Here is a 22468-nt window from a genome sequence, read left to right on the forward strand (position 1 = left end):
GCAAAGCAGGGGATCGCCTACATCAGCGGGGCCACTATTTCCGGAACAGAGGCTGAAGTTGTTTTTGAACGCGACGCTGCTGCGGGAGACATCGCGGCAAAGACTGAGATGATCGCTTCAAGCGAAACATTCAATGCGTTGGTGAAGGTCCTGCCCTTCTGCCAGATCGCAACGTAGTGATAGAGAGCGGACGGCTCGACCGGTTTTACGCCAAGGCGAAACGCCGCATACTCGCGCGCGATGACCTCGTTGGTGATGGAGATACCAAGGCCCGCCGAAACATACCCCGCTTCGTGACCGTTGCAGTCGAATTCCACCAGTATGTCTGGTTCGACGCCGGCGAAGCGCAAGGCATTGAAGTTCATTTGATGGGCGGCGAATTGCGGATCGATATCGACGATCGTTTCGCCTGCGAGGTCCTGGGCCTCGATGCGCGCCTGCCTTGCGAAACGATGATCGGGATGAAAGATGCATACGTTGCGTGCCGAGCCCAGCGGCGCCCATTCAAACAGGCGCGGATCAAGGGGCAGCCTTGAGATCCCGAGATCCGCCCGCCCGGCAAGTATGTGCTCCCCGATCTGATCGTAGCTTCCCGAAATCGATCGGACATTGGACGCAGTCTGCGAGTGAATGATCGCCACAACCTTGGGCAGGGTCACGAAACCGAAGACGGAGGGCGCGGCAATGGCAATCCGCTGCTTTTCATCGTTCTTCATCGCGAAGATCGACGATTCCAGTCGATCCAGGGACGTTATAGCGAGCTCGACGTTCCGCAGCAGTTCCCAGGCTTCCTGCAACGGAACGATGCGGTTCGGGGACCTTTTGAAGAGTGTGATGCCAAGTGTTGTCTCGAGCTGCTTCACATGCTGGCTGACCGCAGGCTGGCTTATCCCGAGGGCCATCGCCGCCCGTCTTGTCGAACCGGTCCGCAGCACCTCGCGGAAGACCTGCAACTGCCGGAGCTTCAGGCCGCCTTGCAGCAACTCCATCCTTTGCATTCCTTTTCCGACCGCGTGCTCGAGCCAAAGCGTGGGTGATTGCCGGCCGTAGGGATCAAACCGGCTAGCTCCAGGCTAGGCATCAGCTTGAACCTAACGCGATCCTATAAGAATTAGTTATAGAGTAAATTATAAAAATGATAGATTGATCTGGATATGTTGGAGTTTATGATATGCCAGAATCGCAATTAACTTGAAATTACCGCTCGAGTAACGCGCAACCGTAGGTAAATATTTTAGATAGCAGCGCTGGACAAGCGACGATCTGCTTGAATTGTGAGCAGAAAAAGGTGCGTCATGAACGGTTTTACTGCTCAGTTTCTTTTCGCATTCACGGTGACGCTGAGTCTTGCGCTTATCAGCGGGTCTGTCGGTACAGTATTCGGGCTGTTGTTGGCCATTTCGAAAGGCGCGGCCTCGCCACGGCGAGGAAGGGTTGTGACGGCTTACACGACGGTGGTTCGTGGCGTGCCAGAACTTGTCATTATCCTGCTCATCTACTTTGGAGGCACCACGCTCGCCAGCATGGTCGTCGGCCGCTATGTGGAGGTGAATGCGTTCACCGCAGGGGTGATCGCGCTCTCTGTCGTGTTCAGCGGTTATGCGACGGAAGTGTTCCGGGGTGCGATTGCCGCCGTGCCCGCGGGCCAGACAGAGGCGGCGAAGGCGCTTGGGCTGAATGCCTGGCAGCGTTGGGCCTTCATCATCGGTCCGCAAATGGCGCGGCTGGCGCTGCCGGCATATGGCAATCTGTGGATCTCGCTTTTCAAGGATACCGCTCTGGTGTCCATTGTCGGCCTGACCGACATCATGCGCGTTGCCTTTGTCGGTGCCGGGTCCCTGCGTGCGCCGTTGACCTTCTATCTCGCGGCCTCAGCGCTTTATCTCAGCCTCACAACAGTGACGCTGGTGTCGATCCGGTTCGCGGAACGGCGCTACCCCGCTTTCGGTCGCTAGGGGAAGTGCTGTGAACCTCCAGTTGATGCTCGAGGCGGTGGTGGTGCTCTCCTCAGGCGTGGCGCTCACCTTGACGCTGACCGCGCTGTCGCTGATTGCGGGATTTCTACTGTCGGTGCCGCTGGCGTTCATCCGTGCTTTCGCGCGTCCCAGCCTGTCGCTCGCGGTCTTGGCCTACACCTATGTCTTTCGCGGCACCCCCATGCTCGTTCAACTCTTCCTGCTCTACTATGGCCTCAGCCAGATCGAGGCGGTACGGGCAAGCGTCTTTTGGGTGGTCCTGCGGGATCCTTTCTGGTGCGCCCTGTTTACATTCTCGCTGAACAGCGCGGCGCATACGACTGAGATCCTGTGCCGAGGTCTGCAGTCCGTGCCCAAGGGTCTTACCGAGGCCGCCGCGGCTCTCGGCCTGAAACGGCTGCAAACTGCCCGCCTTGTCACCTTTCCGATCGCGTTCAGGATTTCGCTTCCCGCTTACGGGAACGAAGTCGTGGGGATGATCAAGGGGTCGTCTCTCGCAAGCACCGTGACGCTTCTCGAGATCACCGGCATGGCGAGACAGATGGTTTCGGCAACCTTTGCCCCCTTCGAAATCTTCATCGTCGCCGGCGCGATCTACCTGTCGCTCACCTCGGTTGCCGTGAAAGCAACTCAATTGCTGGAACAGTGGCTTTCGACTGACGGTCCGCCTGGGGCACGACGCAGGCTGCGACCAAAGGCAGCGCTGTGCGAACCCGAGATCACGACACCCACGCCGTGACCGTGCAGCTTTCGCTGCATTCCCACCAACCAAAACGAAAGAGGTGCCTTATGCGCATACCCTTTGCCATGGCTGTTTTGCTCGCGTCATTTATGTCAGTCTTCCCTGTCCGGGCCGAGGGCGAGCGCGCGCTATCGATCGCCACCGAAGGCGCTTCGCCGCCATGGGACGGAACCGATGCCAATGGCGAGCTCTATGGCTACGACGTCGATGTCGGACGCGAGCTGTGTCGCCGCATCAACATCAAATGCAGCTTTGTTGCGCAGGACTGGGACGGCATAATTCCGGCCCTGGTCGTCGGCAAGTTCGACGTCATCATGTCGGGCATGGCGATCACCGAGAAGCGCAAGCAGTCGATCGCATTTTCAGTCCCCTACGCGGGCGGCTTCAACCAGTTCGTCGTGCGCAAGGAACTGGGGCTCGACGCCGGCGACACCAAGCAGAGGGTCAACCTCTCGACAGTCGGGGAAAAGGAAAAAGCGGCCATCGAGCACGTTAGAACGACACTGAGCGGCAAGGCCATCGGGGTCCTGCGTTCGTCGAACTCGGAGGCTGTCCTGAAGGATCTCTTCGGCGATGTCGTGACCATCCGCAGCTACGACAGCCTGGACAATCTGAAGCTTGACCTAGCCGCCGGACGTATTGACGGCGGGCTTGCCGACTTTTTCACATGGCGGGATTTCCTGGAGACCCCGGCTGGGTCAATAGCGGAGTTCTTCGGCCCGGAACTGAAGGGCGGCCTCTGGGGTCCGGGCGTAGGCGCGGGCATGCGCAAAGACGATACCGAGTTGCTCACCAAGTTCAACGCGGCCATCGACGCGGCCACCAAGGATGGGACGCTCACGGCGCTGAGTATCAAATGGTTCAAGACCGACATCGCACCGGCCGTTGCGAAATAGCTGCGCCACCGGCTTCGACATCGTGTGGCGCTGGCCGCGTGCCGGCGCCGACCTCCCAAATCCAAAAGGCGAGCTCCATGAAACACCATTTTTGCGCGGTTGTGACCGGCCAGTCCCTGATCACGCACGACATCCGCAATATCCAGGACGAACGGTTCGCCGAAATTGTCCGCTTCCTGGGGCAGGGCGACCTCGTCTTCACGAACTTCGAGTCGACGATCCTCGGAAAGCATGGTGGTTGGCCGACCAAGGGCAAGTATTTCGGCTATTCCGGGGCCGAGGTGCTGGATGCGTTGCAGGCAATCGGCTTCAACGCGCTTGCGCTGGCAAACAACCACGCTTTCGATCTCGGCCCAAATGGGGTGTTGAATACCCTGGAGGAAGTCGAAGCGCGCGGGTTCCTGCATGCAGGGATTGGGACGGACGAGGCGGACGCGGCCAGACCGGGCCGCCGCCGGCTTGGGGCGCGCGAGGTCGCGCTTCTTGCCCTTGATGCAGGCCCAGGCCCGACCAACATGTATGCGGGGAACGCTACGGCTTTTCGTCCGGCGCGAGCTGGCGTCAACCGGCTTGTAACCACTCGAAAATTTGGGGTGCCGGACGGGCATTTTCGCAGACTGGCAAGGCTTGGAGAGCATCTGCAAAGCTCCCCCCTCGAACTCGCCAATCATGCGCAACCGGACGATCCGCCGGACGTGGTGAGCGGCAAGGAGATCAATTTCTACGGCACGGTGTTTGCGCAAGCTGCAAGCTTCGGTCGCATCGTCGAGGTCGACTCTCAGAGCGCGGCCGTCCATTTGTCCGCTATCCGGCAGGCGGCGGCACAAGGCGATTTCGTTGTCGCCTATCTGCACCATCACCATTGGGAACCAGGTTGGCAGGACGTGCCGCGTTGGGTGCGGACCTTTGCCCGGTCCTGCATCGACGCCGGCGCCGACCTCTTCGTCAGCCACGGCGCTCCCGTGCTTCAAGCGCTGGAGATCTACGATGGCTCGCCGATCTTCTATGGCCTTGGCAACTTCTTTTTCCACGTGCACCCCGACGAAGACGAATGGGATCCGCCGGAAGTCTGGCAAAGCATCGTCGCCGCATGCCGCTATGACGTGAGCGGAGGCCTTCAAGGTGTAGAGCTTCTCCCTGTTGCCATTGGCGCGGACGCTCAGTCTATCGGGTCGCCAACGGGCAGACTGGTTCCCACGGCCGCAACCGGGAACGCAGCGCGAGATATTCTTGAGGGATTTGCAACCCGTTCGCGGGTTTTCGGTACCGATATCGCCGTATCAGGGTGCACCGGCCGCATCATAATGCCCGCTGCACGAAAGTACGGCTGACAAGTCCGATGGCTGTCAGGCCGTCTTGCGCTGGGCCGGCGCGTAGTCGTCGGCCGTTTCGTTTTTCGCGTCGTCCAATGCCAACTCGTCCCCTAATGCGGCGATGAGGGCTGAGATGCGGCCACGCACTCTGGGAGGAAGTTTCACCAGCCCTTCAATCAGGCGCCGGCCTTCCGCGCTGGCGATGAAGTTCAGCCGTTCATCCACGGGCAGGGGCTTCGCTTCCTCGCTTTTCTGGCCGTTACCCGGCAGGCCCTCGAAGAAGCGACTTACGGGGACGCCCAATGTGCTGGCGATCTCGTAGAGCATCGATGCGCTGACGCGGTTGCTGGCGTTCTCGTATTTCTGGAGCTGTTGAAAGCTGATGCCTATCGCCCGGGCAAGTTGGCCCTGCGAGACGTCCGACTGAACGCGGACCGTCGCGATCTGTTTGCCGACATGCTGATCGGCGTGATGAGGACTACTCGCCTTCTTTGGTCTCGATCCAGTCTGAACGAGGATGGAGCGTTGCAGTTTCAACGATGCCTCCCGATGCTCCTCTGCTAACCCCTATAAGGACTTGTCGCATCGCGCGGCTGGAGCTGCTGTCGATGCCACCTGAACGCCTAGTCGCTATCTAATATACCTTATAAGGTTCAAAATAACCCTATATGTGGCAAAGAAAATCGGCCTGCCGATTGTGGACTCATGGACAGTCCACGACAGATTCGAGCCGCACGAGCTTTGCTTGGTTGGTCGCAGCAGGAGCTCGCTGACAAGGCAATTGTGTCGCTGAATGCGCTCACCCGATTGGAAAATGGCAAGGTCGATTCCCGGATCAGTACTTTGCAGGCCATCGAGGCGGCGCTGACAAAAGCGGGCGTCGAATTCTTATCTGCTGGTCAGAGGGGCGAGGGTGTGCGGCTCATCGATCCTCACGCTTGAATGTCCAGTTAGCGAGCTCGTCACGAACGCGTTGAATGAGCCGTTGCAGCAATCGACTTGCGGCTGATTTGGGGCCGGGAGGAGACTGTCCGGTTCTGGGCGTGCTCGGAAGATAGCTGCCGTTCGGCAAGCGACCCCATCTCGGGTGTTGCACGTTCCTTGGTGCTTCCCGAAAGTTGCCACTTCTGGCGTTCCAATACTGGCCTGGTCGTGGCCGGTAGCGGACTGACAGCTTCCGCTCGCCGCACTGCGGAAGCGAACGCGCGGCGCACTGGGAAATATGTCGCTGCCGGCGAAGGTCATTGCCGCCAACAGCCATTTGGACAAATCTACGCGTGATGATGAAGCTTCGTCACCTGCGCTATTTCGTGACTGTGGTTGATGCCGGCAGTTTCTCACGTACCGCGACGATCATTCATATCGCCTAGCCAGCTGCTCGGCAGCTTGTCGATTTGCCGCAGAATGGCCGTCGCCTCGCGATAAAGCACCTCGCCGGCCGCCCTATGGCAAAATATCTGGGCCTTCATCGGCTGGCTGTCGGCGCGGCGATAGTAGCGGGAGTGGCTAGAATGTCGGTTCCCTTGCCCACCGAGCTCTCGTCGATCTGGATTACCGGCGGGCTGGCGACCTTCATGGGAACGCTTGCGCTTGCCTCCTGCCCCACGCTGCTCGCCAACGCGGTCTCGGCCGAACGCCAAGGCCGCGTCATGGGCAACAACCAGGCGCTACAGGTAGGGGGCGGAATCGCTGAGTGCGGTGATCGGCGGTGCGCTTGCCGGAATGTTTATTCCCCTGCTGCTGATCGCATTCGGCCTGCTCCTCATCGCTGCCGGTTTTCATTGCTCGCATCGATGCATCAATTGCGTTTCGATGTTCCCGAAAATCCATCAAACTGAGAGCTGAACCGAACCAACCGCTAAGAGCGCTGGCGAACCAAAAGGTGCCGGCTCCAACCTGGTCAGCCGGTGTACACAAGCTCGACGAGGAGGACTCGAATGTCCGCAAGGCAAGTAGCGAGACCTTATATCTTCCGGGCAGCATTCCATAGAAGGCGATGGCTGGTGCCGATGTCAGGGCTGCTCTTCACGTTGGGCTTGCTGCTGCAGCCCGCTACGGCACAGGAGGCGTTCTACAAGGCGACGGCCGAACAAAGCACCGGGCGTCCTGGGACATTGATCCGGCATGAGCCTCTTGCCAATCCGCCGTCGGGCACGCTCGCATATCGGATACTCTATCGCTCGATTGGTCTGAACGGAGAACCGATAGCAGTTTCAGGATTCGTCGTCATTCCTGCCAGCGGCGGGTCGCAAGCGGACCGTCCGATAGTCGCTTGGGCGCATCCCACTACGGGCGTGGCGTCAAACTGCGCCCCGTCGTTGAGAGCCGGACCGTTCGAGGCGATCCCTGGCTTGTCCGACATGGTGCAGCGTGGCTATGTCGTAACCGCGACCGACTACCCTGGTCTGGGAACCTCAACGGTCCATCCCTACCTCATCGGCGAAAGCGAAGGGCGTGCCGTTCTAGACTCCGTGCGCGCCGCCGCTGGCTTAACAGGCGCGCACCCAAGCCGCCGGTTTGTGGTTTGGGGCCATTCTCAAGGCGGGCAGGCAGCCATTTATGCCGGCATTCTGGCGCGGAGCTACGCGCCTGAACTGAAGCTTGCGGGCGTTGCCGCCGCCGCCCCAGCGACTGATCTTGTTACTCTGTTGCGAGACGATTTCGCCACGCGAGGCGGCAAGAGCATCACTGCAATGGCTCTTTGGTCCTGGGCCCGTGTATTCTCGGCGCCGATTGAAGGGGTGGTGGTCCCCGGCGCCATGGCTACCGTCGACCGTCTCGCGGAAGAGTGCACCGGATCGGTGTTTGGCGTCCTCGAGCACCTAGTCTCGGAGAGACCGCTGCAGCAGACTTTTCTGACCGTCCCAGACATAACCGTAGTCGAACCCTGGCGCTCGCTCATCGAGAGAAATTCGGCGGCTCCTCTCCCAGAGGACATCCCTGCCTTCCTGGCGCAAGGGACGACCGACCAGGTTGTGCGGCCGTCGGTGACGCAGGCATATATGAGCGCCCTTTGCAGGAACGGCACCGCAGTCAAGATGCTGGTGATCCCTGAAGTTGGCCACGCCTTCATAGCCCACAGAAGCGCTTCTCAGGCGATGGACTGGATGGCGGACCGCTTGACGGGCAAGCCCGCACCGAGCGACTGCCGGAGCTGATACGTTCGATGCGGCGCACTCAGGTGTTGGTACCCGCATCCTAAGGTGTACCAGCGCGCTTGGCCCAATCCTTGTCGTCCGCGCAAGGCACGCTACGGCCCTTGTCGACCTTCGTCCGCGAATAGTTCTCGCAGTTCGCCAATTTCAAATACTCGATCAATGCGCTGCATCGCTACTATTTCACTGATCAAGGCACGCGCTCATTCCCGCAGCCTGGCTCAAGCAAACGAGCAAATCCAGAATTCCGGAACTCGACCTCCGATCTGGCCGCCAACAATCGTTGCTTTGCCGTGGAGACAAGCTCACCTCAAACTTGCTCCCCTAGCGCTCGCGGATGTCCGCTTCTGGATGCGGTCGCAGGTTGCTCAATGGCCGAGATTGCGGCGCGTTGCCGTCGAAATGCGCCGGCCAACTGAATGGCTGCTTTCCCAGATTCGCCCCCCAATAGCTGACCGAGCGGAAACCACCAAAGTCGGATCGAGGGTAGAGAACTGCTCCGGCTGGAAGTGGTCATTCAACGCTGCCGAACGACCGCCCCCAACGTCACATCTCAGTCCGCTCGGCAAGCGCAAGCGCGTCCTCGATATCGACGCCAAGATGACGGACAGTGTTCTCGATCTTGGTGTGTCCAAGCAGGATCTGCACAGCGCGCAGGTTGCCGGTGGCTTTGTAAATCATCAACGCCTTCGTGCGTCGCAGCGAATGCGTTCCATATTCCTGGCGCCGCAGTCCAATCGCGCTGACCCATTCATCGACAAGGCGAGCATACTGTCTTGTGCTCATGTGGTGTGCCTGATCAACCCGGCTCGGGAACGCATGGTCGTTGATCGTGCCGCCGCGGCGTTCGAGCCAAGCGAGCAAGCTTGCGCGTACGTCACTTGTAGTTCGAACTGCACCGGTCGGCCTGTCTTTTGGCTTGCGATCCTTCCACGACACGAACTCCAGCGAATGGCGGATGAGATGCACGATGCAGGTCTGGACCACCGTCTGGGGAAAGACCGCGCCGATCACCTCGGGGAAGCCTTTGAGGTGGTCTTCAAGATGCGCCCGACGGGAGACTGCAGAAAACTCGCGGTAAAGTCGTACGGCATGCAGTCGAATTTGAGCGTCAGCGGGTCGGCGTCGTCGGCTTGCAATACCGCTTGCTGCCGAAAGCGCGGATCGGAGGTAGAGATCGTTCATGACCAGGTTCCTTGCCGGGTACCCCACTGGCCGTCGACGACGGCGATCAGAATGTCGGCTGCTCCGCGGTTCTTCAGCTCGTTCATGACGCGCAGCCAGAACTTGGCCCTCGGTCTGCTCGATCCAGCTGCCGAGTATCTCCTTCGCGCCGTCGGGCAGGATGCCGAGCGCGATGTAGATTGCTTTGTTGCGAACGAAGCCTTTGTCCCTGATCTTGACCCGGATCGCGTCGAAGAAGACGAGCGGATAGACCGCATCCAGCGGCCTGTTCTGCCATTCGGCAACTTCCTCCAAGACCGCGTCGGTGACGGCCGAGATCAGGTCAGGCGAGACGTCGATGCCATAGAGCTCTTCAGGTGGCCGCGGATCTCGCGCACGCTCATGCCACGTCCATACATCGACACGATCTTGGCGTCGAAATCGGGAACGTGGCGCTGATACCTGGCGATCAGCGTGGGGCCCGGTCGCGCGGAATCGACAGCGTCATCTTCGATGTGCCGGTCAGCACCGTCTTCTTCGAATGGCCGTTGCGTCGATTGGCGCCGCCCTCGGCGCGTTCGTCCTCGAGGTGCTCGGCGTTCAACATCCGCTCCGACAGCGCCTTCTTCAGGTCGCTAACGACAAAGGCTTCGGGCAATGAGCTCACGCTCGCGTTTACGCGTTTCGACGCTACCTTCACCGCGAAAAGCTACCTGTCGATACATGCGATTTAGCCGTCGCCTTGGGGTCATGGAGCAAAATTCAGAATGCATTGTTAGGTGTAAAGATTAGGAGCGACCTATGCACCCCAGCGTCCCCTCGAGCGATACGGCACGCGCCACTCCAACCACGCCGGCCGCGGAAGGGCTAGCTCCAGCGTTGGCCCGCAACATTGACGCTCTCGTCGAGCGTAGAAAGCGAGAGGCGAAAGCAGCTTCTCTTGAGGAAAGGGCCGCCGCCGCAATCAGCAGATTTGCCGGCAGCATGATCTTCGTCTACATCCATCTCGTTTTCTTTGGCGGCTGGATCGCCTTTAACACTGGTATCGCTCCGATCGTTCAGGCTTGGGATCCTTCTTTAGTGATCTTAGCCATGTTCGCGTCCGTGGAGGCAATTTTTCTCTCCACCTTTGTTCTTATCAACCAGAACCGAATGGCTGCCGAGGATGACGCGCGGGCTGATCTTGATCTCCAGGTTAGCCTGCTGAACGAACACGAGACGACCAAGCTGATCAAGATGGTCGAGGAGATTGCCAAGCGGCTAGACGTCCAGACGGAAGCAGACGAGGAATTGAAGGAGCTGAAGCGCGATGTGGCGCCCGAAGCAGTCCTCGACAAGATCGTGGAGGCAGGAGATCAGCCAACGCTCGGCTGAGCAATTAGCGGCTTAGTGGCTAGCGTGGTTGGCCAACTCCTGCCTGCACGGCTGCCCGTCATCCCCGCACCGCAGGATCACACCGCGAAAAACGGCTCGATGTGTTGCCATCCACAGAGCGCTTGCTTTGGGGGCGAAATCGCCATCAATCGAGATGCGACGGGCACGAAAGAGTCCGGGCAGCTTTAACAATGCGGTCGACATTGCCGGTCCTTGACGATCGCCAGACCAGCGCCAGTACCCTGACGATGGATGAGAATTACATTTATGGCGAAAGAACCGGACTGCAGCTCGTTCGCATGGCGATCGAGATGACCTGCCCGGCTGGCGTGCTGCCAAGCGAGGAGGCGGTCAACCTGCTCTATGGACCGTTGCCGGTGCATGAGGGCGAGGCGCTGGCTAAGGCTATTATGGAGACGGTTGAGAGGCTGGCGCGCCGCGACGGGAAGATCCGTGACGCCTATGCTCGGTGACGCTCGGCGAATATCCAGCCACGCCCTTAGCTCCTCCAGGCTATTCGCGCCATTTGCAAATGCTGACATGACTAACCGGGCGACATCGTCACGGCCTTGCTCATCCAAAATACCATGCGCGAATACTCGTCCAGCGCTTGGTGAAGAATGCTAAGCTGTTCCGGGTCCGCTATTCCCGTGAATGGCATCGTGCCAACTCCCTTTTGCTTTAGGGCGAAAGCGATCGACACTTTCAATCGCCCCTATGCCGCTCGAAAGCAGGCGACGGTTCATTGTACGAGATCGGGCAGAAGAGTCTATTCGGAAGTTAGATGGAACCCTTCCGAGGTGGCCGCCCGCGGTTATCTGTTCTTTTTGAGGAGACGAGCTTCCCTTATAATCGAGCTTCGATCGAAGCCGATCAGCGACACTATCTCGCGTATTTGTTGTTCGGTGGCCCCCGACTCCCGCGCAAGATCTCTTACGATTTCGGGTTTCAGGGCAGAGCGCTGTTCTTCTGCCATCGCGCAAATGCCTCTTGTCGGGCCAAGAGTGCGGTAGTCACTCCTAACCGTCAGCGGCCATGTTGTGTGGCTAACGGTTTACCATTTTACGCTTTCGGACAGATTTCCGCCAGTGGGCTGGAAAAGATAGGCCTAGCTCTCATCGCCAAAACCCAGCAGCGAAGCGTGGCGTATATACTTGTGCTCGCCACGAAGGTGCTTGATCCGCAGCTTCACGCCTGGCCCAACCCACTGCGTTCCCGGTCGCTTCTTGACACCCTCCGGCGGCGGGCCGGCATGTTCCTGGACCCGCCTCCAGAGCCGTTCCTTCATGTCGCCGCCCAAGTTGATGAAGGCCGAACCGACATACTTTCCGGTACCGGGCTTCGCCAGCAAGGCGAATGCCGCCTTGCCCGGCTCGCGATCTACGCCCATCAGTTCGTATTCCTGGACTGTGAAGCTCTTCGTCTTCAGCCAATTCGTCGTCGGGCCGCTGCGATACGGACTGTCGGCGCGCTTCGAGACGATCCCCTCGAGGCCCGCCTGGTCAGCGAGGTAGAAGATCGCCTTCGGGTCGCCAGGGATGGATTCGCTGAACTGGATCCTGCTGTTCGGCTTGATGATGCCGAACAGCATCTCGCGGCGCGCCTTGCAACCGATGTCGCGCAGATCGTGACCGTCGAGGTGCACGATGTCGAAGGCGCCGAGGATCATGCCGTAGGGATCGCTGTCCACGGCTTTTTGCAGCGCGTCGAAGTCGGGCAGCCCAGCCTTGTTGGTGACCACCGCCTCACCCTCGAAGATGGCGTTCTCGACGTCGAGCTCACGCGCCGCTTCGACGATGCCAGTGAACTTGCTGGTCCAATCGGCGCCGGACTTGGTAAAGACGCGGATATCCTCGGGGCTGTTGATGACGACCTGGGCGCGGTAGCCGTCGAGCTTGATCTCGTGAATCCAGTGTTCGCCCTCGGGTGGCTTTGCAACCAGCTTGGGTTCCATCGGCGGAATGAACTCGAGGCGGCCGGCGCCCGTACTTACAATTCTACGCACCCAGTCAATACTAGGTACAAAGGTTATATTAGCCAGAGTGAACGTAACGTGATTCCGCGATGCCGACGAAACAAACTGACTTACCGGGCGTTGGGAGTTGTCAGAAGAGACAGCGCACCATGGGCGAGGACAACGTCGAAGTTGAGCGATTGAAGGATTTGCAGGCTCAGTGGATCGCCAAGGAGACCGGCATAACGGAAGCTCAAGCGCGCGAGCTTGTCGACATGATCGGCGTTGACCGCCCATCATTGCTTCGCGAGGCGCGCGCACTGAAAAGCCGCCTAAAGCCGCCGGTAAATCGCTAATTCAACGCCGGTGGCCGGCCGGCCTGAAACCCTTCAGCGCCGCGGCAATACCCATCATCACCGACGGCTCGGGATAGCGGAGCGTGCGCGGCTCGCCGTCTTCAAATGGGCAAGACTTCGTAATCGCCTTCGAACGGCAGTGCCTCGCCATTTGCTAGGAAGTCATATTCCGGGAAGCAGCCCTTCAGGTAGCCCTCGATCTCGCGTAGGGCCGCGGCCGAGCGCGCGCCTGTCGGCGCCAGGAGCTGTGGACCTCGTCCCCGGCAGGCATGCCGGAAATGTCGATGGGGGATGCATGAGAACTCCCGATTGGAAGTTCTCATTCCGTTCATGATCGGGCGTGCAAGTCAACCCGCCGACAAACGCAACCAACGCCGTCAATACCAACTTCTTGCGATGGATTTGCCTAGCAGGAATAGGCAGGCTTGGGCGTGTTTCAATCCTTCAAGGCGTCTCGAATTTTATCTTTTGCCTTGCCGACGCCTTTCTGAAGGCTGCCTTCGACCTTGTCAGCGGCACCGTCAGCCCGAAGCTTGTCGTCGCCCGTCGCCTTGCCGATCTTGTCCTTCACGTCGCCGCGGAGTTTCTTCGCAGAGCCCTTAACTTCGTCCTTGTGCATCGTTCTTCTCCTTTGAGCAGAAACTCAACGAGGGCGGGACCTGAATGTTCCGGTGATTCCGAATAGGACTTACCTCTTGCTCACCAGCCCTCTTGGTTGCAAATCCTGTCCGTATAGATCGACCTGGACCGGCGGAGCGGAACAAAATCCGACATGGTGGAGTTGATGGGGGTTCAAACTTGAGCGGGGACGGACGTGAACGAATTGCCGCACGCAAATGTGGTCGCCTTCAAGGAATCAAAATCAGTCAAGGCTGACACTGAATCAGTCAAGGCCGACACTGATTTCGACTACCAGGACTTCTTCGAGAACGGCGCTCTTGCTCTTCATCTGGTGAGCGCGGACGGCGTCATCCTGCATGCCAACAAGGCAGAGCTGGACCTTCTCGGCTATCCTGCGGAGCAGTACATCGGCCGCCACATTGGTGAATTCTATCCCGACCGGGAGGTGATCGAGGACATTCTGGGTCGGCTTACCCGGGGCGAGAAGATCGCGAGATATCCCGCGAGATTGAGAGCCCGTGACGGATCGATCAAGCATGTGGAAATCACGTCGAGCGGCAATTTCCGCAATGGCGAGTTGATCAACACCAGATGCTTCACAGTCGATGTTTCCGACCTGCAGCGGGCGCGCACCGAGCTGATGCGCGTGGACAACACACATCGCCAGATTCTCGAGGGCCTTCCAGTTGCCTTATACACGACCGATCAGCATGGGACGATCACCTACTACAATCGCGCCGCGGCCGAATTGGCCGGGAGGGAGCCAGAAGTCGGCAAGGACAAATGGTGCGTGACGTTCAAGCTGTTCACTCCCGACGGCAAGGAATTGCCGCACGACGAGTGCCCGATGGCGATAGCACTCAAGGAAAACCGGCCTGTCCGCAATCAGGAGGCTGTAGCGCAGCGTCCAGACGGGTCCTTCTTCCCGTTCCTGCCCTTTCCAACACCGATACGGGATGAGGACGGCAATCTGATCGGCGCCGTCAACATGCTGCTCGACCTTACCGATCGCCACCGTGCCGAAGAGGCCAGGTTCCATCTGTCAGCGATCGTGGACTCCTCGTTCGACGCCATCGTCAGCAAGGATCTGAACACCATAATCAAGAGCTGGAACCATGGCGCCGAACGTCTGTTCGGTTACACCGCTGACGAAGCCATAGGCAGGTCGGTGACCATGCTGATTCCAGCCGATCACCAGGACGAGGAGCCCCGCATCCTCGAGCGCATTCGCCGCGGCGAGCGTGTCGAAACGTACGAAACCATTCGTCAGCGTAAGGATGGCAGCCTGGTTCCGGTCTCGCTGACGGTATCGCCGGTGCGTAACGCAATCGGGCAGATCATTGGCGCCTCCAAGATTGCCCGGGACATCACGTCGGCGAGGGAAAACGAGCATCGTATCCGCATGCTGATGCGCGAGGTCAACCATCGCGTCAAGAACCAGTATTCGGTCATCCTTTCGATGATCCGCGAGACTAACAAGCGGGCCCAAACCCCCGCCGACTTCGAACGAGAGGTTCGCGAGCGGATCATGGCCCTATCGCGCTCGCACGATCTGCTTGTCACGGGCGACTGGAAAGGCGTCACTATCTTCGAACTCCTGTTGTCCCAGGCGAAACCCTTCGGCAATGAGGAGCGAATTTCAATGTCCGGACCGACTATCATCCTTAGCCCGAATGCAGTCCAATATCTCGGCATTGCCTTCCACGAACTCGCGACCAATTCGGCGAAATACGGCGTGCTTTCGGGTAATGAGGGCCAGATTTCGGTCACATGGAAAACGACGGGTTCCGGTGCCTCGAGGCTCTTTCACCTGAGCTGGACCGAGACAGACGGCCCTGAGGTGCAGACGATCGGCGAAGGTGGCTTTGGGACCGTGGTGTTGAAGCGGGTGGCGCCCGAATCAGTCGGGGGAAAAGGAAATATCGAGTACGGCCCGCATGGGATCACCTGGACCTTGGAGGCACCGCTGGCCGGCGTTGAGACTTCGCTCGGGGATGAGCCGACGTGATCTTCACTGACATGCATGACGACAGGAACGGCCGGCCCTTCCTTGAGCCGCAAACTTTGGGAGGGCGATGCCGAGCTGCAATTGTACCGCTTTTACAAGCCGTTGACTCAATCTCCCCGGGGTAGGATCTTGTCAGATCGAAGCGGTAAGTACGTCTCCTGTCGCCAGGACGCACGGAAGAAGTGGGAGCCTCGTCGGCGACATCCGGATCAAGCAGAGGTGCGCGCATTCCAATTTCTAGCGCTAGTTCGTGGCGGACGCAAAAGAAAGCCGCCAGCCAGGCCGAGGGGCGGACTAGCCAGCAGGCGAACGACGGTGAAGTCGTGGGTCCGCCAGTGTGAGGATTTCCATGTCACGCCGCATCGGCCGAATGGATGACCGATGGCATGCCCAAGAAGCTGCCGCCGTTCGTTACCTGTGAGCGCTCGCGCCACGGCAAAATTGTTTTCTACTTCCGCAAGAACAAGGGCAAGCGAACCAGGCTGCCCGATCTCAACGCATCAGACTTCGATGCGAAATACCTTGCCGCTTTGTCAGCTACAGAGCCGCAGAAGCGCGCCGTGGCGGGCGCCGGCAGCCTGGCGTGGCTGATCACTCGCTATAAGGACAGCGGCGCCTATGCGGCCCTGTCCGACGCTACCAGGCGGCAGCGGGACAATATCCTGAAAGGTGTTTCCGCCAAAGCAGGCCATCACCCCTACAAATCGATCTCTCGCAAGGCGATTATCAATGGCCGGGAAGCACGAGCGTCTCGACGCCATGCGAGGGCTGTTTCGCTAAGCGCTAGAGCACGTCCTGTTTAATCCGGTTTATATCCTGCGGCTTTGAAGTAGTTGGCACATTCGGCTGGGGTGAAGAGGTCGACGACCGCGCCGACCGCGTCCCAGAGAGCCTTGATGGTTCTCTTGGCCTTTGCTCGCAGCAGCGCCTTGAGTTTGGCGAAGGCGTGCTCAATCGGATTGAAGTCGGGACTGTAGGGCGGCAAGTAGAGCAGGCTCGCGCCTGCGGCCTCAATCGCGTCGCGCACGCCGGCGGCCTTGTGGGCGGGCAGGTTGTCCATGACGACTACGTCGCCCTCCGACAATGTAGGGACCAGCACCTGCTCGACATAGGCCAGGAACACGTTGCCGTTCATGGCGCCATCGTAGACGAAGGGCGCAGTCATGCCCGTCAGCCGCAGCGCTCCGGTGAAGGTCGTGGTCTTCCAGTGGCCATGCGGCACGCCGGCCGGCAGCGCTCGCCGCGCGGCGCTCTTCCACGCAGGCGGGCCATCTTTGTGGAGAGGCCGGTCTCATCGATGAACACGAGCTTCGCCGGATCAAGATCGAGCTGGCCGTCGAACCAGTCCCGGCGCCGCTTCAGGATGTCGAGGCGACCCTGCTCCAGTGCGTGCGCGGACTTTTTTTGAATGTCCAGCCGTGACCGCGAAGCCAGGCGCTCAAGGCGCTGCGGCTGATCCGCACTGACTGCTCGGTGACGAGCCGCTTCACCATCTCGTTCAGCGTGATGTCCTTGCGCTCCTCGATCAGCCCGACGATGAAGGCTTCATGCGCATCGAGGCTGGAGGCGCGGCGGCGGCCCTGCGGGCGTGGCGCCAGTTCGCCGATCTTCGCCCGCGCAATCCAGCGGATCGCGCTGGACACTCCCACGCCGAACCGCGCCGCCGCTTGCCGCGCCGACATGCCCTCGTCCGAAGCCTTCAAGACTCGCGACCGAAGATCACCGCTCAATGCTCTTCCCATCGTCCACCTCCATCGAGGTGGATGTTGAATCAGCACAAAACGCAGCCGTCACATCACAATCGATTCATCGATCACAGGACGTGCTCTAGATGCTGAGTTGGTCAAGGTTGATCCGACCGAAGCCGTGAAGAACCCTAAACGGCAAGACGGGGAAGGGTTTGTCGCGACCGTGGAGGATCCGGCGAACTTCAGAAACTCGCGCGCCGTGGGCGCATCGGTAGGCCTGACCCCGAGACGCTACCAGTCCGGCGAGGTCGATAGTGACGGACATATCTCGCGCCGTGGCGACAATCAGTTGCGCGGACTGCTATAGGAGGCGGCCGCGGTCATCCTGAACGGTCGACGGATACCAGCACCCTGCGAACCTGGGCGTTGGCGCTCAAAGAACGGCTCGACTTCAAGCGAGCGGGTGTGCCCGCGAAGTCTATGAAGCTGCCGCTGCTGCCCCAAAACCGCGCGCAAATGGGCCGCAACGGAACCATTCCAGTGCTGCGCGATTGTTGATCGTGCGTTTCACGTACCCGTGAACGACAGCAAATCCATAGATGCGCACCAAAGGAAAATCCCATGGCAAAAGATAAGACACTGGAAGACCTCTTCCACGACACGTTGAAGGACATCTATTACGCGGAAAGGAAGATCCTGAAGGCACTTCCCAAGATGGCCCGCGCAGCGTCCTCACCTGATCTGAAGGCGGCATTCGAGAAACACAAGAACGAAACCGAGGGTCATGTAGAGCGCCTTCAGCAGGTGTTCGAGCTGATGGGCAAGCGTGCCCAGGGCAAGACTTGCCCCGCGATCGATGGGATTATCGAAGAGGGTGAGGAAATCATCGAGGAGTTCAAAGGGACGCTAGCTCTCGATGCGGGCCTGATCTCGGCTGCACAAGCAGTAGAGCATTACGAGATCACCCGCTACGGCACGCTCAAGCGCTGGTCGGAAGTTCTCGGCATGAGCGACGCAACCAAGCTGCTCGATCAGACGCTCGCAGAGGAATCCATGACCGACGAGGCCTTGACCGGCCTCGCCGACGCCTCTGCCAATGAAATGGCGAAAGCTGCCTGATCCAACAGCGACCTGGAAAACACCGCGGCGGCTGTTTTACTTTCGGTATTCATTTTGACAGGAGACAATCATGGGTCGCGGTATTCTGCTCTGGCTGCTTGGAGTTCCAATTCCGATCATCATCCTCCTCGCCCTGTTCATGCGGTAGGAGGAAATCATGGCATCAACCTTCTCGGCCACGGAGTCGCCGCTCCAGTTAAACCCTCCTCGTCGGCAGTCAGTTGGGGGCCGATCATCTCCGGCGTTTTCGCTGCTGCCATCCTGACCTTCGTGCTGATGCTCCTTGGCTCTGGGCTCGGACTTACCATGGTCTCGCCATGGTCCAACGAGAGCGCATGCGTGCAAACCTTTGCAGTATCCACCGCAATCTGGCTGGTCATTGTGCAATGGTTGTCCTCGGGCCTCGGCGGCTACCTTACAGGCCGCTTGCCCACCAAATGGATCGGCATCCATACGGATGAGACCCTCTTTCGGATACCGCGCATGGGTTCCTAGCTTGGGCGCTTGCATGCCGGCGAGGTATCGGCCGACGACAAGACCTACCTTGGCCAACTTGTGGCAGCACGAACCGCCTTGTCGGAGCCTGACGCCACCGCCCGGGTCGATGCGGTGCTTGCGCAGGTGGAGGCGGCCAAGGTCAAAGCACAGGAAGCAGCCGACACGGCCAGAAAAGCCGGGGCCACTCTTGCACTGTTGGGCGCCTTGTCATTGATGATCGGGGCCTTCATCGCGAGTGTGCAGGCAGCACGACGACGAGGAGACGCTTTTCCTGACCCAGCGCCGCTGAGGTTGCAGATGGGCCGGCTCACGGGGGCCGGCCCATCTGTCGTATCCCGCCAAGTCCTTCCCTGTTATATGCAGTGCAGCAACGATATTGCTGCGATTGCGTTGCACACTCTACCGTCCAATCCCGGGCGTCAGGACAGCTCAATTGCGAAAGATCTCCGATACCATCGCTAAGCTCGCAGCGCTGCGGGCGCGACATGCCACACTTACCGCCGACTTGCGCGCGTCTGACGATCTCCAGACTCTGACCGACTTCGGTGACGATCCCGGCGCCTTGGGAGCGAAATTTTATATTCCTAACGACGTGTCTACGGTCGCCTCGCTCGTCGTCGTGCTGCATGGCTGCACACAGAATGCGGCTGGCTATAACCATCATTCCGGCTGGTCCCAACTCGCTGACGAGGCTGGCTTCGCGCTGCTCTTTCCCGAACAGCAACGCGGCAACAATCCGAACCTCTGTTTCAACTGGTTTCAGCCTGGCGACGCCAAGCGCGGTTCGGGCGAGGCGCTTTCGATCCGGCAAATGATCGAGACAATGGTCGTCACCCACGGCCTCGATCGGCGCCGCATCTTCATTACGGGTCTCTCGGCAGGAGGCGCGATGGCGGCGGCCATGCTGGCGACTTATCCGGAGGTCTTTGCCAGTGGCGCGATCATCGCAGGCCTTCCATACGGCAGTGCAACGACAATCCCGGAGGCCTTCGATCGCATGCGCGGCCACGGCGGTCCTTCGGAACAGGATCTGCAACGGACCCTCCGCGGCGCATCGAATCATCAGGGACCCTGGCCGAGGATTTCGATTTGGCACGGCGCAGCTGACCACACGGTTTCGCCTTCCAACGCGGAAGCGATCGCAGGCCAATGGCGGGGAGTCCACCGGCTTGAGAAAGCGCCGACGCATCGCGAAGTTGCCGGATCGCACGGAAAGCAGGTCTGGCGTAACGGCGCGGGAGAGGCCCTGATCGAAATCAACATGATCGCCGGGATGGGGCATGGCACGCCGCTCGGCATCGGTCTTGGCGCTCCGGGACCTTATATGATTGATGTCGGTATCTCCTCCACACGCGAGATCGCGCAGTTCTGGGGGATCGCGGCAACGGAGGAAAGCGCCTCCCGGAAATCGAGGCCACAAGTGCCCACCAGCCACCGGCCACTACCCCAGTCTCCGGCGCCAGGTATAGAAAATGCGAAGGCGAAGCCCCCGCAGCCGACTGCCATCCATCAGTTCCCTCGTCACACGGAATTGGGCCAGCCCGGCGTGAAGAAGATCATTGAGGATGCGCTGCGGTCAGCTGGTCTGATGCGCTAGGCGAAGGGCGCAAATCGTTCGCCCACTCTCTACGCGGCCCGCGAAGACCAAGCGACTCCGACCAAACAAAAGGAACGCGTTGGTCTTTGCAATCGTTGACTGCTTTTCAGTGAGCGGTCGTCATGCACCTTGTCCAGATACTTTCTCCGCGCGGACAACGCCGGCCGGCCGTTTGGCCGGGGAAGATTTCAATCGTGTGAAGGAAGACCTCGCCCGTCGTTCGAAGGCGTCACAGCTACCTGCAGGCGCCCGCGGAAGCCAGTGGCAGGATGGCGAGCAGTGCAGCAAAGATGATAAAGATGATATCGCCATCTTCGAAGTGATGGTAAGGATATCGTCCTGCCGAACTGTCGCAAACGGCGCGCCGAGCTAGAACGGTAGTATCCTGCAGGATACGGTGATCATCCGCTACCTCCCGATGGCCCTCATATAGGGGGGTGGAGATCATGCCTTCAACGTCAATCCGGAAGACGGAGTACGATCCTGAAACAAGGATTCTGTCGGTGTGGTTCGTCGCGAGCGGCAAGCGCTATGATTACGAGGCTGTTCCGTCGGAGACCTATGAGGCGTTCCGATGCGCTTTCGTAAAGGGCCGCTTCTTTAACGAGCACATTCGCGACCGTTTCCGGCACCGCATGATTGCCGAAGCATAGCGGTCGTCGCCTGCTAGCGGATACTCATGCCCCGGTTTCCGAGTTTGACGCGCCGGCAGGCTTTGACTCCGGAGAGCCCTTGTGCCGCAGGAAAATCGACAGAAGCACCAGCACGGCCGTCGACATGAATTCCGACTGCCAGTTCTGGAAGGACTCGAACCATAGCTGGGCGTCGAGAAGATAGTCTCCCAGGGATTGAACCTCGCCGCCGTGCCGAAGCGCCTCCTCGTTCGCGCCTGCCAGGCTCGCCCACCAGTGCAAGGCAAATGAGATGATGAACAGCACCGCCAGCGATAACCCAAGCGAGTAGGAGTAGAGCCACGACAGGATCGGGTTGCGCCTGCGAGTGGCAGTCGGTAGTTCGTCCTTGGACCTGTCGGGATCATCGGGATCACGAGACTCGGCGGAACCCCGTTGAAACAGCATTGCCGTCAGCATCACATAGGCCGACATCTGCAGGAATTCGCTTTCCCAGTTCTCGAACAACGCCGACAGGAAGTCGCCGCTCGCCAGACAGGAGAGCAGCCCAATCGAAGCCGAACCGTGGTTCTCAAGCTCTTCATTGTAGGCCGCATGACCCGACCAGATCATGCCAATCGCGCTGAACAGGAACATCGCGACCAAGGTGATCGTCAGTCCATTGTCCCGAAAAAAGCTTTTCATGGTCGTCTCCCTCGGCAATTCCGGCTAACGCCAGTTCACCAGAACCTCTTCAATCATCACGGCCTCGACCTGCTCACTGAAGCGGGATCGATAGACTTCCATCAGCGCGTCATGCGTCTGGTCGGCCGAACTACAGATAGCGTCGGTCACAAGGACGACACGAAAACCACGGTCGATGGCGCCGAGGACCGTGGCGAGCACGCAGACATCGGTTTCGCCGCCGGTGATGACCAGCGTGTCGATCCCTGATCCATTGAGCATCGCGTCGAGCCGGCCTTCCGTCCACGGCGAATAGACATGCTTGTCGAGAAGCTTCGCCGGCGGCACAAACCGCGCTAGCGAAGGCATCAGATCCACGAGGCCGGCATCGATGTTGGCAAGGGTGACTTCGGCCCAACGCCGATAATACCGCGCCCACATGCCCGGCCCTTCGCCAGGCCTAGCCGCCGGAATGAAACGTGTGAACAGCGTTTGCTGCGGATGTCTTGCGGTCAGTTCTTCGATGACCGGCAGCACCCTCTGGGACCACGGTACGGTCCATGGCCCTCCCGGTGCGAACAGACGCTGCATGTCAACGCAAAGATGCAGGGAGTTCTCACCAAGCGGACCGTGTACCAGGCCTAGGGCGGCCATGATCAGCCTCGACCGTAACTGGTCGAGGCATAGCCTCTATATCGGCGTGGGCATGACC

The 22468-nt window shown here is 59.6% G+C and carries 21 protein-coding genes and 6 pseudogenes; 17 read left to right on the forward strand and 10 right to left on the reverse strand.

Annotated features, from left to right (window positions below):
- Positions 1 to 17 precede the first annotated feature (17 nt).
- A complete protein-coding gene (locus tag NKJ72_RS20525) occupies positions 18 to 989 on the reverse strand; it encodes a LysR family transcriptional regulator (RefSeq protein WP_352479131.1) in 972 nt (323 codons plus the stop codon).
- Between the two features lie 306 nt (positions 990 to 1295).
- Between NKJ72_RS20525 and NKJ72_RS20530 the strand changes: the two genes are divergently transcribed.
- From NKJ72_RS20530 to NKJ72_RS20545, 4 genes are all read left to right on the forward strand, one after another.
- The gene (locus NKJ72_RS20530; RefSeq protein ID WP_352479132.1) at positions 1296 to 1955 is read left to right on the forward strand and encodes an ABC transporter permease; all 660 of its coding nucleotides are present in this window, start codon (positions 1296 to 1298) and stop codon (positions 1953 to 1955) included.
- 10 nt (positions 1956 to 1965) lie between these two features.
- Positions 1966 to 2715, forward strand: coding sequence for an ABC transporter permease (locus NKJ72_RS20535; RefSeq protein WP_352479133.1), 750 nt, complete (start codon positions 1966 to 1968; stop codon positions 2713 to 2715).
- Between the two features lie 92 nt (positions 2716 to 2807).
- Positions 2808 to 3614, forward strand: a complete 807-nt coding sequence (locus tag NKJ72_RS20540) for a transporter substrate-binding domain-containing protein (RefSeq protein ID WP_352479134.1) — start codon at positions 2808 to 2810, stop codon at positions 3612 to 3614.
- Between the two features lie 77 nt (positions 3615 to 3691).
- Entirely contained in the window at positions 3692 to 4945 is a 1254-nt protein-coding gene (locus tag NKJ72_RS20545) for a CapA family protein (protein ID WP_352479135.1), read from the forward strand.
- A gap of 15 nt (positions 4946 to 4960) precedes the next feature.
- Here NKJ72_RS20545 and NKJ72_RS20550 read toward each other — a convergent pair whose 3' ends face one another.
- Entirely contained in the window at positions 4961 to 5464 is a 504-nt protein-coding gene (locus NKJ72_RS20550; RefSeq protein WP_352479136.1) for a helix-turn-helix domain-containing protein, read from the reverse strand.
- A gap of 168 nt (positions 5465 to 5632) precedes the next feature.
- Here NKJ72_RS20550 and NKJ72_RS20555 point away from each other — a divergent pair, with 168 nt between their 5' ends.
- From NKJ72_RS20555 to NKJ72_RS20565, 3 genes are all read left to right on the forward strand, one after another.
- On the forward strand, positions 5633 to 5869 hold the full coding sequence (locus NKJ72_RS20555; RefSeq protein ID WP_352479137.1) for a helix-turn-helix domain-containing protein: 237 nt from the start codon (positions 5633 to 5635) through the stop codon (positions 5867 to 5869).
- Positions 5870 to 6438: 569 nt separating this feature from the next.
- Positions 6439 to 6765: a hypothetical protein gene (locus tag NKJ72_RS20560; RefSeq protein WP_352479138.1), complete on the forward strand. Its 327-nt coding sequence runs from the start codon at positions 6439 to 6441 to the stop codon at positions 6763 to 6765.
- A 99-nt stretch (positions 6766 to 6864) separates the two neighbouring features.
- The gene (locus NKJ72_RS20565; RefSeq protein ID WP_352479139.1) at positions 6865 to 8085 is read left to right on the forward strand and encodes an alpha/beta fold hydrolase; all 1221 of its coding nucleotides are present in this window, start codon (positions 6865 to 6867) and stop codon (positions 8083 to 8085) included.
- A gap of 543 nt (positions 8086 to 8628) precedes the next feature.
- Here the strand turns inward: NKJ72_RS20565 and NKJ72_RS20570 are convergent.
- The 3 pseudogenes from NKJ72_RS20570 to NKJ72_RS20580 form a co-directional block, all read right to left on the reverse strand.
- A pseudogene (locus NKJ72_RS20570) lies at positions 8629 to 9002 on the reverse strand (tyrosine-type recombinase/integrase); the annotation flags it as partial.
- Positions 9001 to 9114: pseudogene (locus NKJ72_RS20575) on the reverse strand (transposase); the annotation flags it as partial. The pseudogenes NKJ72_RS20575 and NKJ72_RS20570, both read right to left, overlap by 2 nt.
- A 182-nt stretch (positions 9115 to 9296) precedes the next feature.
- Positions 9297 to 9913, reverse strand: a pseudogene (locus NKJ72_RS20580) (IS256 family transposase); the annotation flags it as partial.
- 134 nt (positions 9914 to 10047) lie between these two features.
- Here NKJ72_RS20580 and NKJ72_RS20585 point away from each other — a divergent pair.
- Positions 10048 to 10620: a DUF1003 domain-containing protein gene (locus NKJ72_RS20585; RefSeq protein WP_352479140.1), complete on the forward strand. Its 573-nt coding sequence runs from the start codon at positions 10048 to 10050 to the stop codon at positions 10618 to 10620.
- A 191-nt stretch (positions 10621 to 10811) separates the two neighbouring features.
- The gene (locus tag NKJ72_RS20590; RefSeq protein ID WP_352479141.1) at positions 10812 to 11093 is read left to right on the forward strand and encodes a hypothetical protein; all 282 of its coding nucleotides are present in this window, start codon (positions 10812 to 10814) and stop codon (positions 11091 to 11093) included.
- 635 nt (positions 11094 to 11728) lie between these two features.
- Here NKJ72_RS20590 and NKJ72_RS20595 read toward each other — a convergent pair.
- Positions 11729 to 12574, reverse strand: coding sequence for an ATP-dependent DNA ligase (locus tag NKJ72_RS20595; RefSeq protein ID WP_352479142.1), 846 nt, complete (start codon positions 12572 to 12574; stop codon positions 11729 to 11731).
- Positions 12575 to 12744: 170 nt separating this feature from the next.
- Between NKJ72_RS20595 and NKJ72_RS20600 the strand changes: the two genes are divergently transcribed.
- A complete protein-coding gene (locus tag NKJ72_RS20600) occupies positions 12745 to 12930 on the forward strand; it encodes a hypothetical protein (protein WP_352479143.1) in 186 nt (61 codons plus the stop codon).
- A gap of 436 nt (positions 12931 to 13366) precedes the next feature.
- On the opposite strand, the gene NKJ72_RS20605 is transcribed toward NKJ72_RS20600, so the two are convergent.
- Complete coding sequence (locus NKJ72_RS20605) at positions 13367 to 13549, reverse strand: CsbD family protein (RefSeq protein WP_254820728.1); 183 nt, start codon at positions 13547 to 13549, stop codon at positions 13367 to 13369.
- Positions 13550 to 13744: 195 nt separating this feature from the next.
- Between NKJ72_RS20605 and NKJ72_RS20610 the strand changes: the two genes are divergently transcribed.
- Together NKJ72_RS20610 and NKJ72_RS20615 are read left to right on the forward strand one after the other, a co-directional pair.
- Positions 13745 to 15559, forward strand: a complete 1815-nt coding sequence (locus tag NKJ72_RS20610; RefSeq protein ID WP_352479144.1) for a PAS domain S-box protein — start codon at positions 13745 to 13747, stop codon at positions 15557 to 15559.
- Positions 15560 to 15945: 386 nt separating this feature from the next.
- A complete protein-coding gene (locus tag NKJ72_RS20615) occupies positions 15946 to 16362 on the forward strand; it encodes a hypothetical protein (RefSeq protein ID WP_352479145.1) in 417 nt (138 codons plus the stop codon).
- Here the strand turns inward: NKJ72_RS20615 and NKJ72_RS20620 are convergent.
- Positions 16359 to 17301 (reverse strand): annotated as a pseudogene (locus tag NKJ72_RS20620) (IS630 family transposase). The gene NKJ72_RS20615 and the pseudogene NKJ72_RS20620 overlap by 4 nt on opposite strands.
- Before the next feature lie 157 nt (positions 17302 to 17458).
- Between NKJ72_RS20620 and NKJ72_RS20625 the strand changes: the two are divergent.
- From NKJ72_RS20625 to NKJ72_RS20645, 5 genes and pseudogenes are all read left to right on the forward strand, one after another.
- A pseudogene (locus tag NKJ72_RS20625) lies at positions 17459 to 17805 on the forward strand (transposase); the annotation flags it as partial.
- A gap of 63 nt (positions 17806 to 17868) precedes the next feature.
- Positions 17869 to 18366: a YciE/YciF ferroxidase family protein gene (locus NKJ72_RS20630; RefSeq protein WP_352479146.1), complete on the forward strand. Its 498-nt coding sequence runs from the start codon at positions 17869 to 17871 to the stop codon at positions 18364 to 18366.
- 162 nt (positions 18367 to 18528) lie between these two features.
- Positions 18529 to 19153, forward strand: a pseudogene (locus NKJ72_RS20635) (hypothetical protein).
- A gap of 144 nt (positions 19154 to 19297) precedes the next feature.
- The gene (locus NKJ72_RS20640; RefSeq protein WP_352479147.1) at positions 19298 to 20461 is read left to right on the forward strand and encodes an extracellular catalytic domain type 1 short-chain-length polyhydroxyalkanoate depolymerase; all 1164 of its coding nucleotides are present in this window, start codon (positions 19298 to 19300) and stop codon (positions 20459 to 20461) included.
- Between the two features lie 446 nt (positions 20462 to 20907).
- Complete coding sequence (locus NKJ72_RS20645) at positions 20908 to 21114, forward strand: KTSC domain-containing protein (protein WP_352479148.1); 207 nt, start codon at positions 20908 to 20910, stop codon at positions 21112 to 21114.
- A gap of 24 nt (positions 21115 to 21138) precedes the next feature.
- Here the strand turns inward: NKJ72_RS20645 and NKJ72_RS20650 are convergent, their stop codons facing one another.
- Both NKJ72_RS20650 and NKJ72_RS20655 read right to left on the reverse strand, forming a co-directional pair.
- Entirely contained in the window at positions 21139 to 21777 is a 639-nt protein-coding gene (locus NKJ72_RS20650) for a DUF6766 family protein (protein WP_352479149.1), read from the reverse strand.
- 24 nt (positions 21778 to 21801) lie between these two features.
- Entirely contained in the window at positions 21802 to 22410 is a 609-nt protein-coding gene (locus NKJ72_RS20655; protein ID WP_352479150.1) for a cysteine hydrolase family protein, read from the reverse strand.
- Positions 22411 to 22468 lie beyond the last annotated feature (58 nt).

This window comes from Mesorhizobium sp. M0045, from assembly GCF_040323385.1.
Lineage (GTDB): Bacteria > Pseudomonadota > Alphaproteobacteria > Rhizobiales > Rhizobiaceae > Mesorhizobium.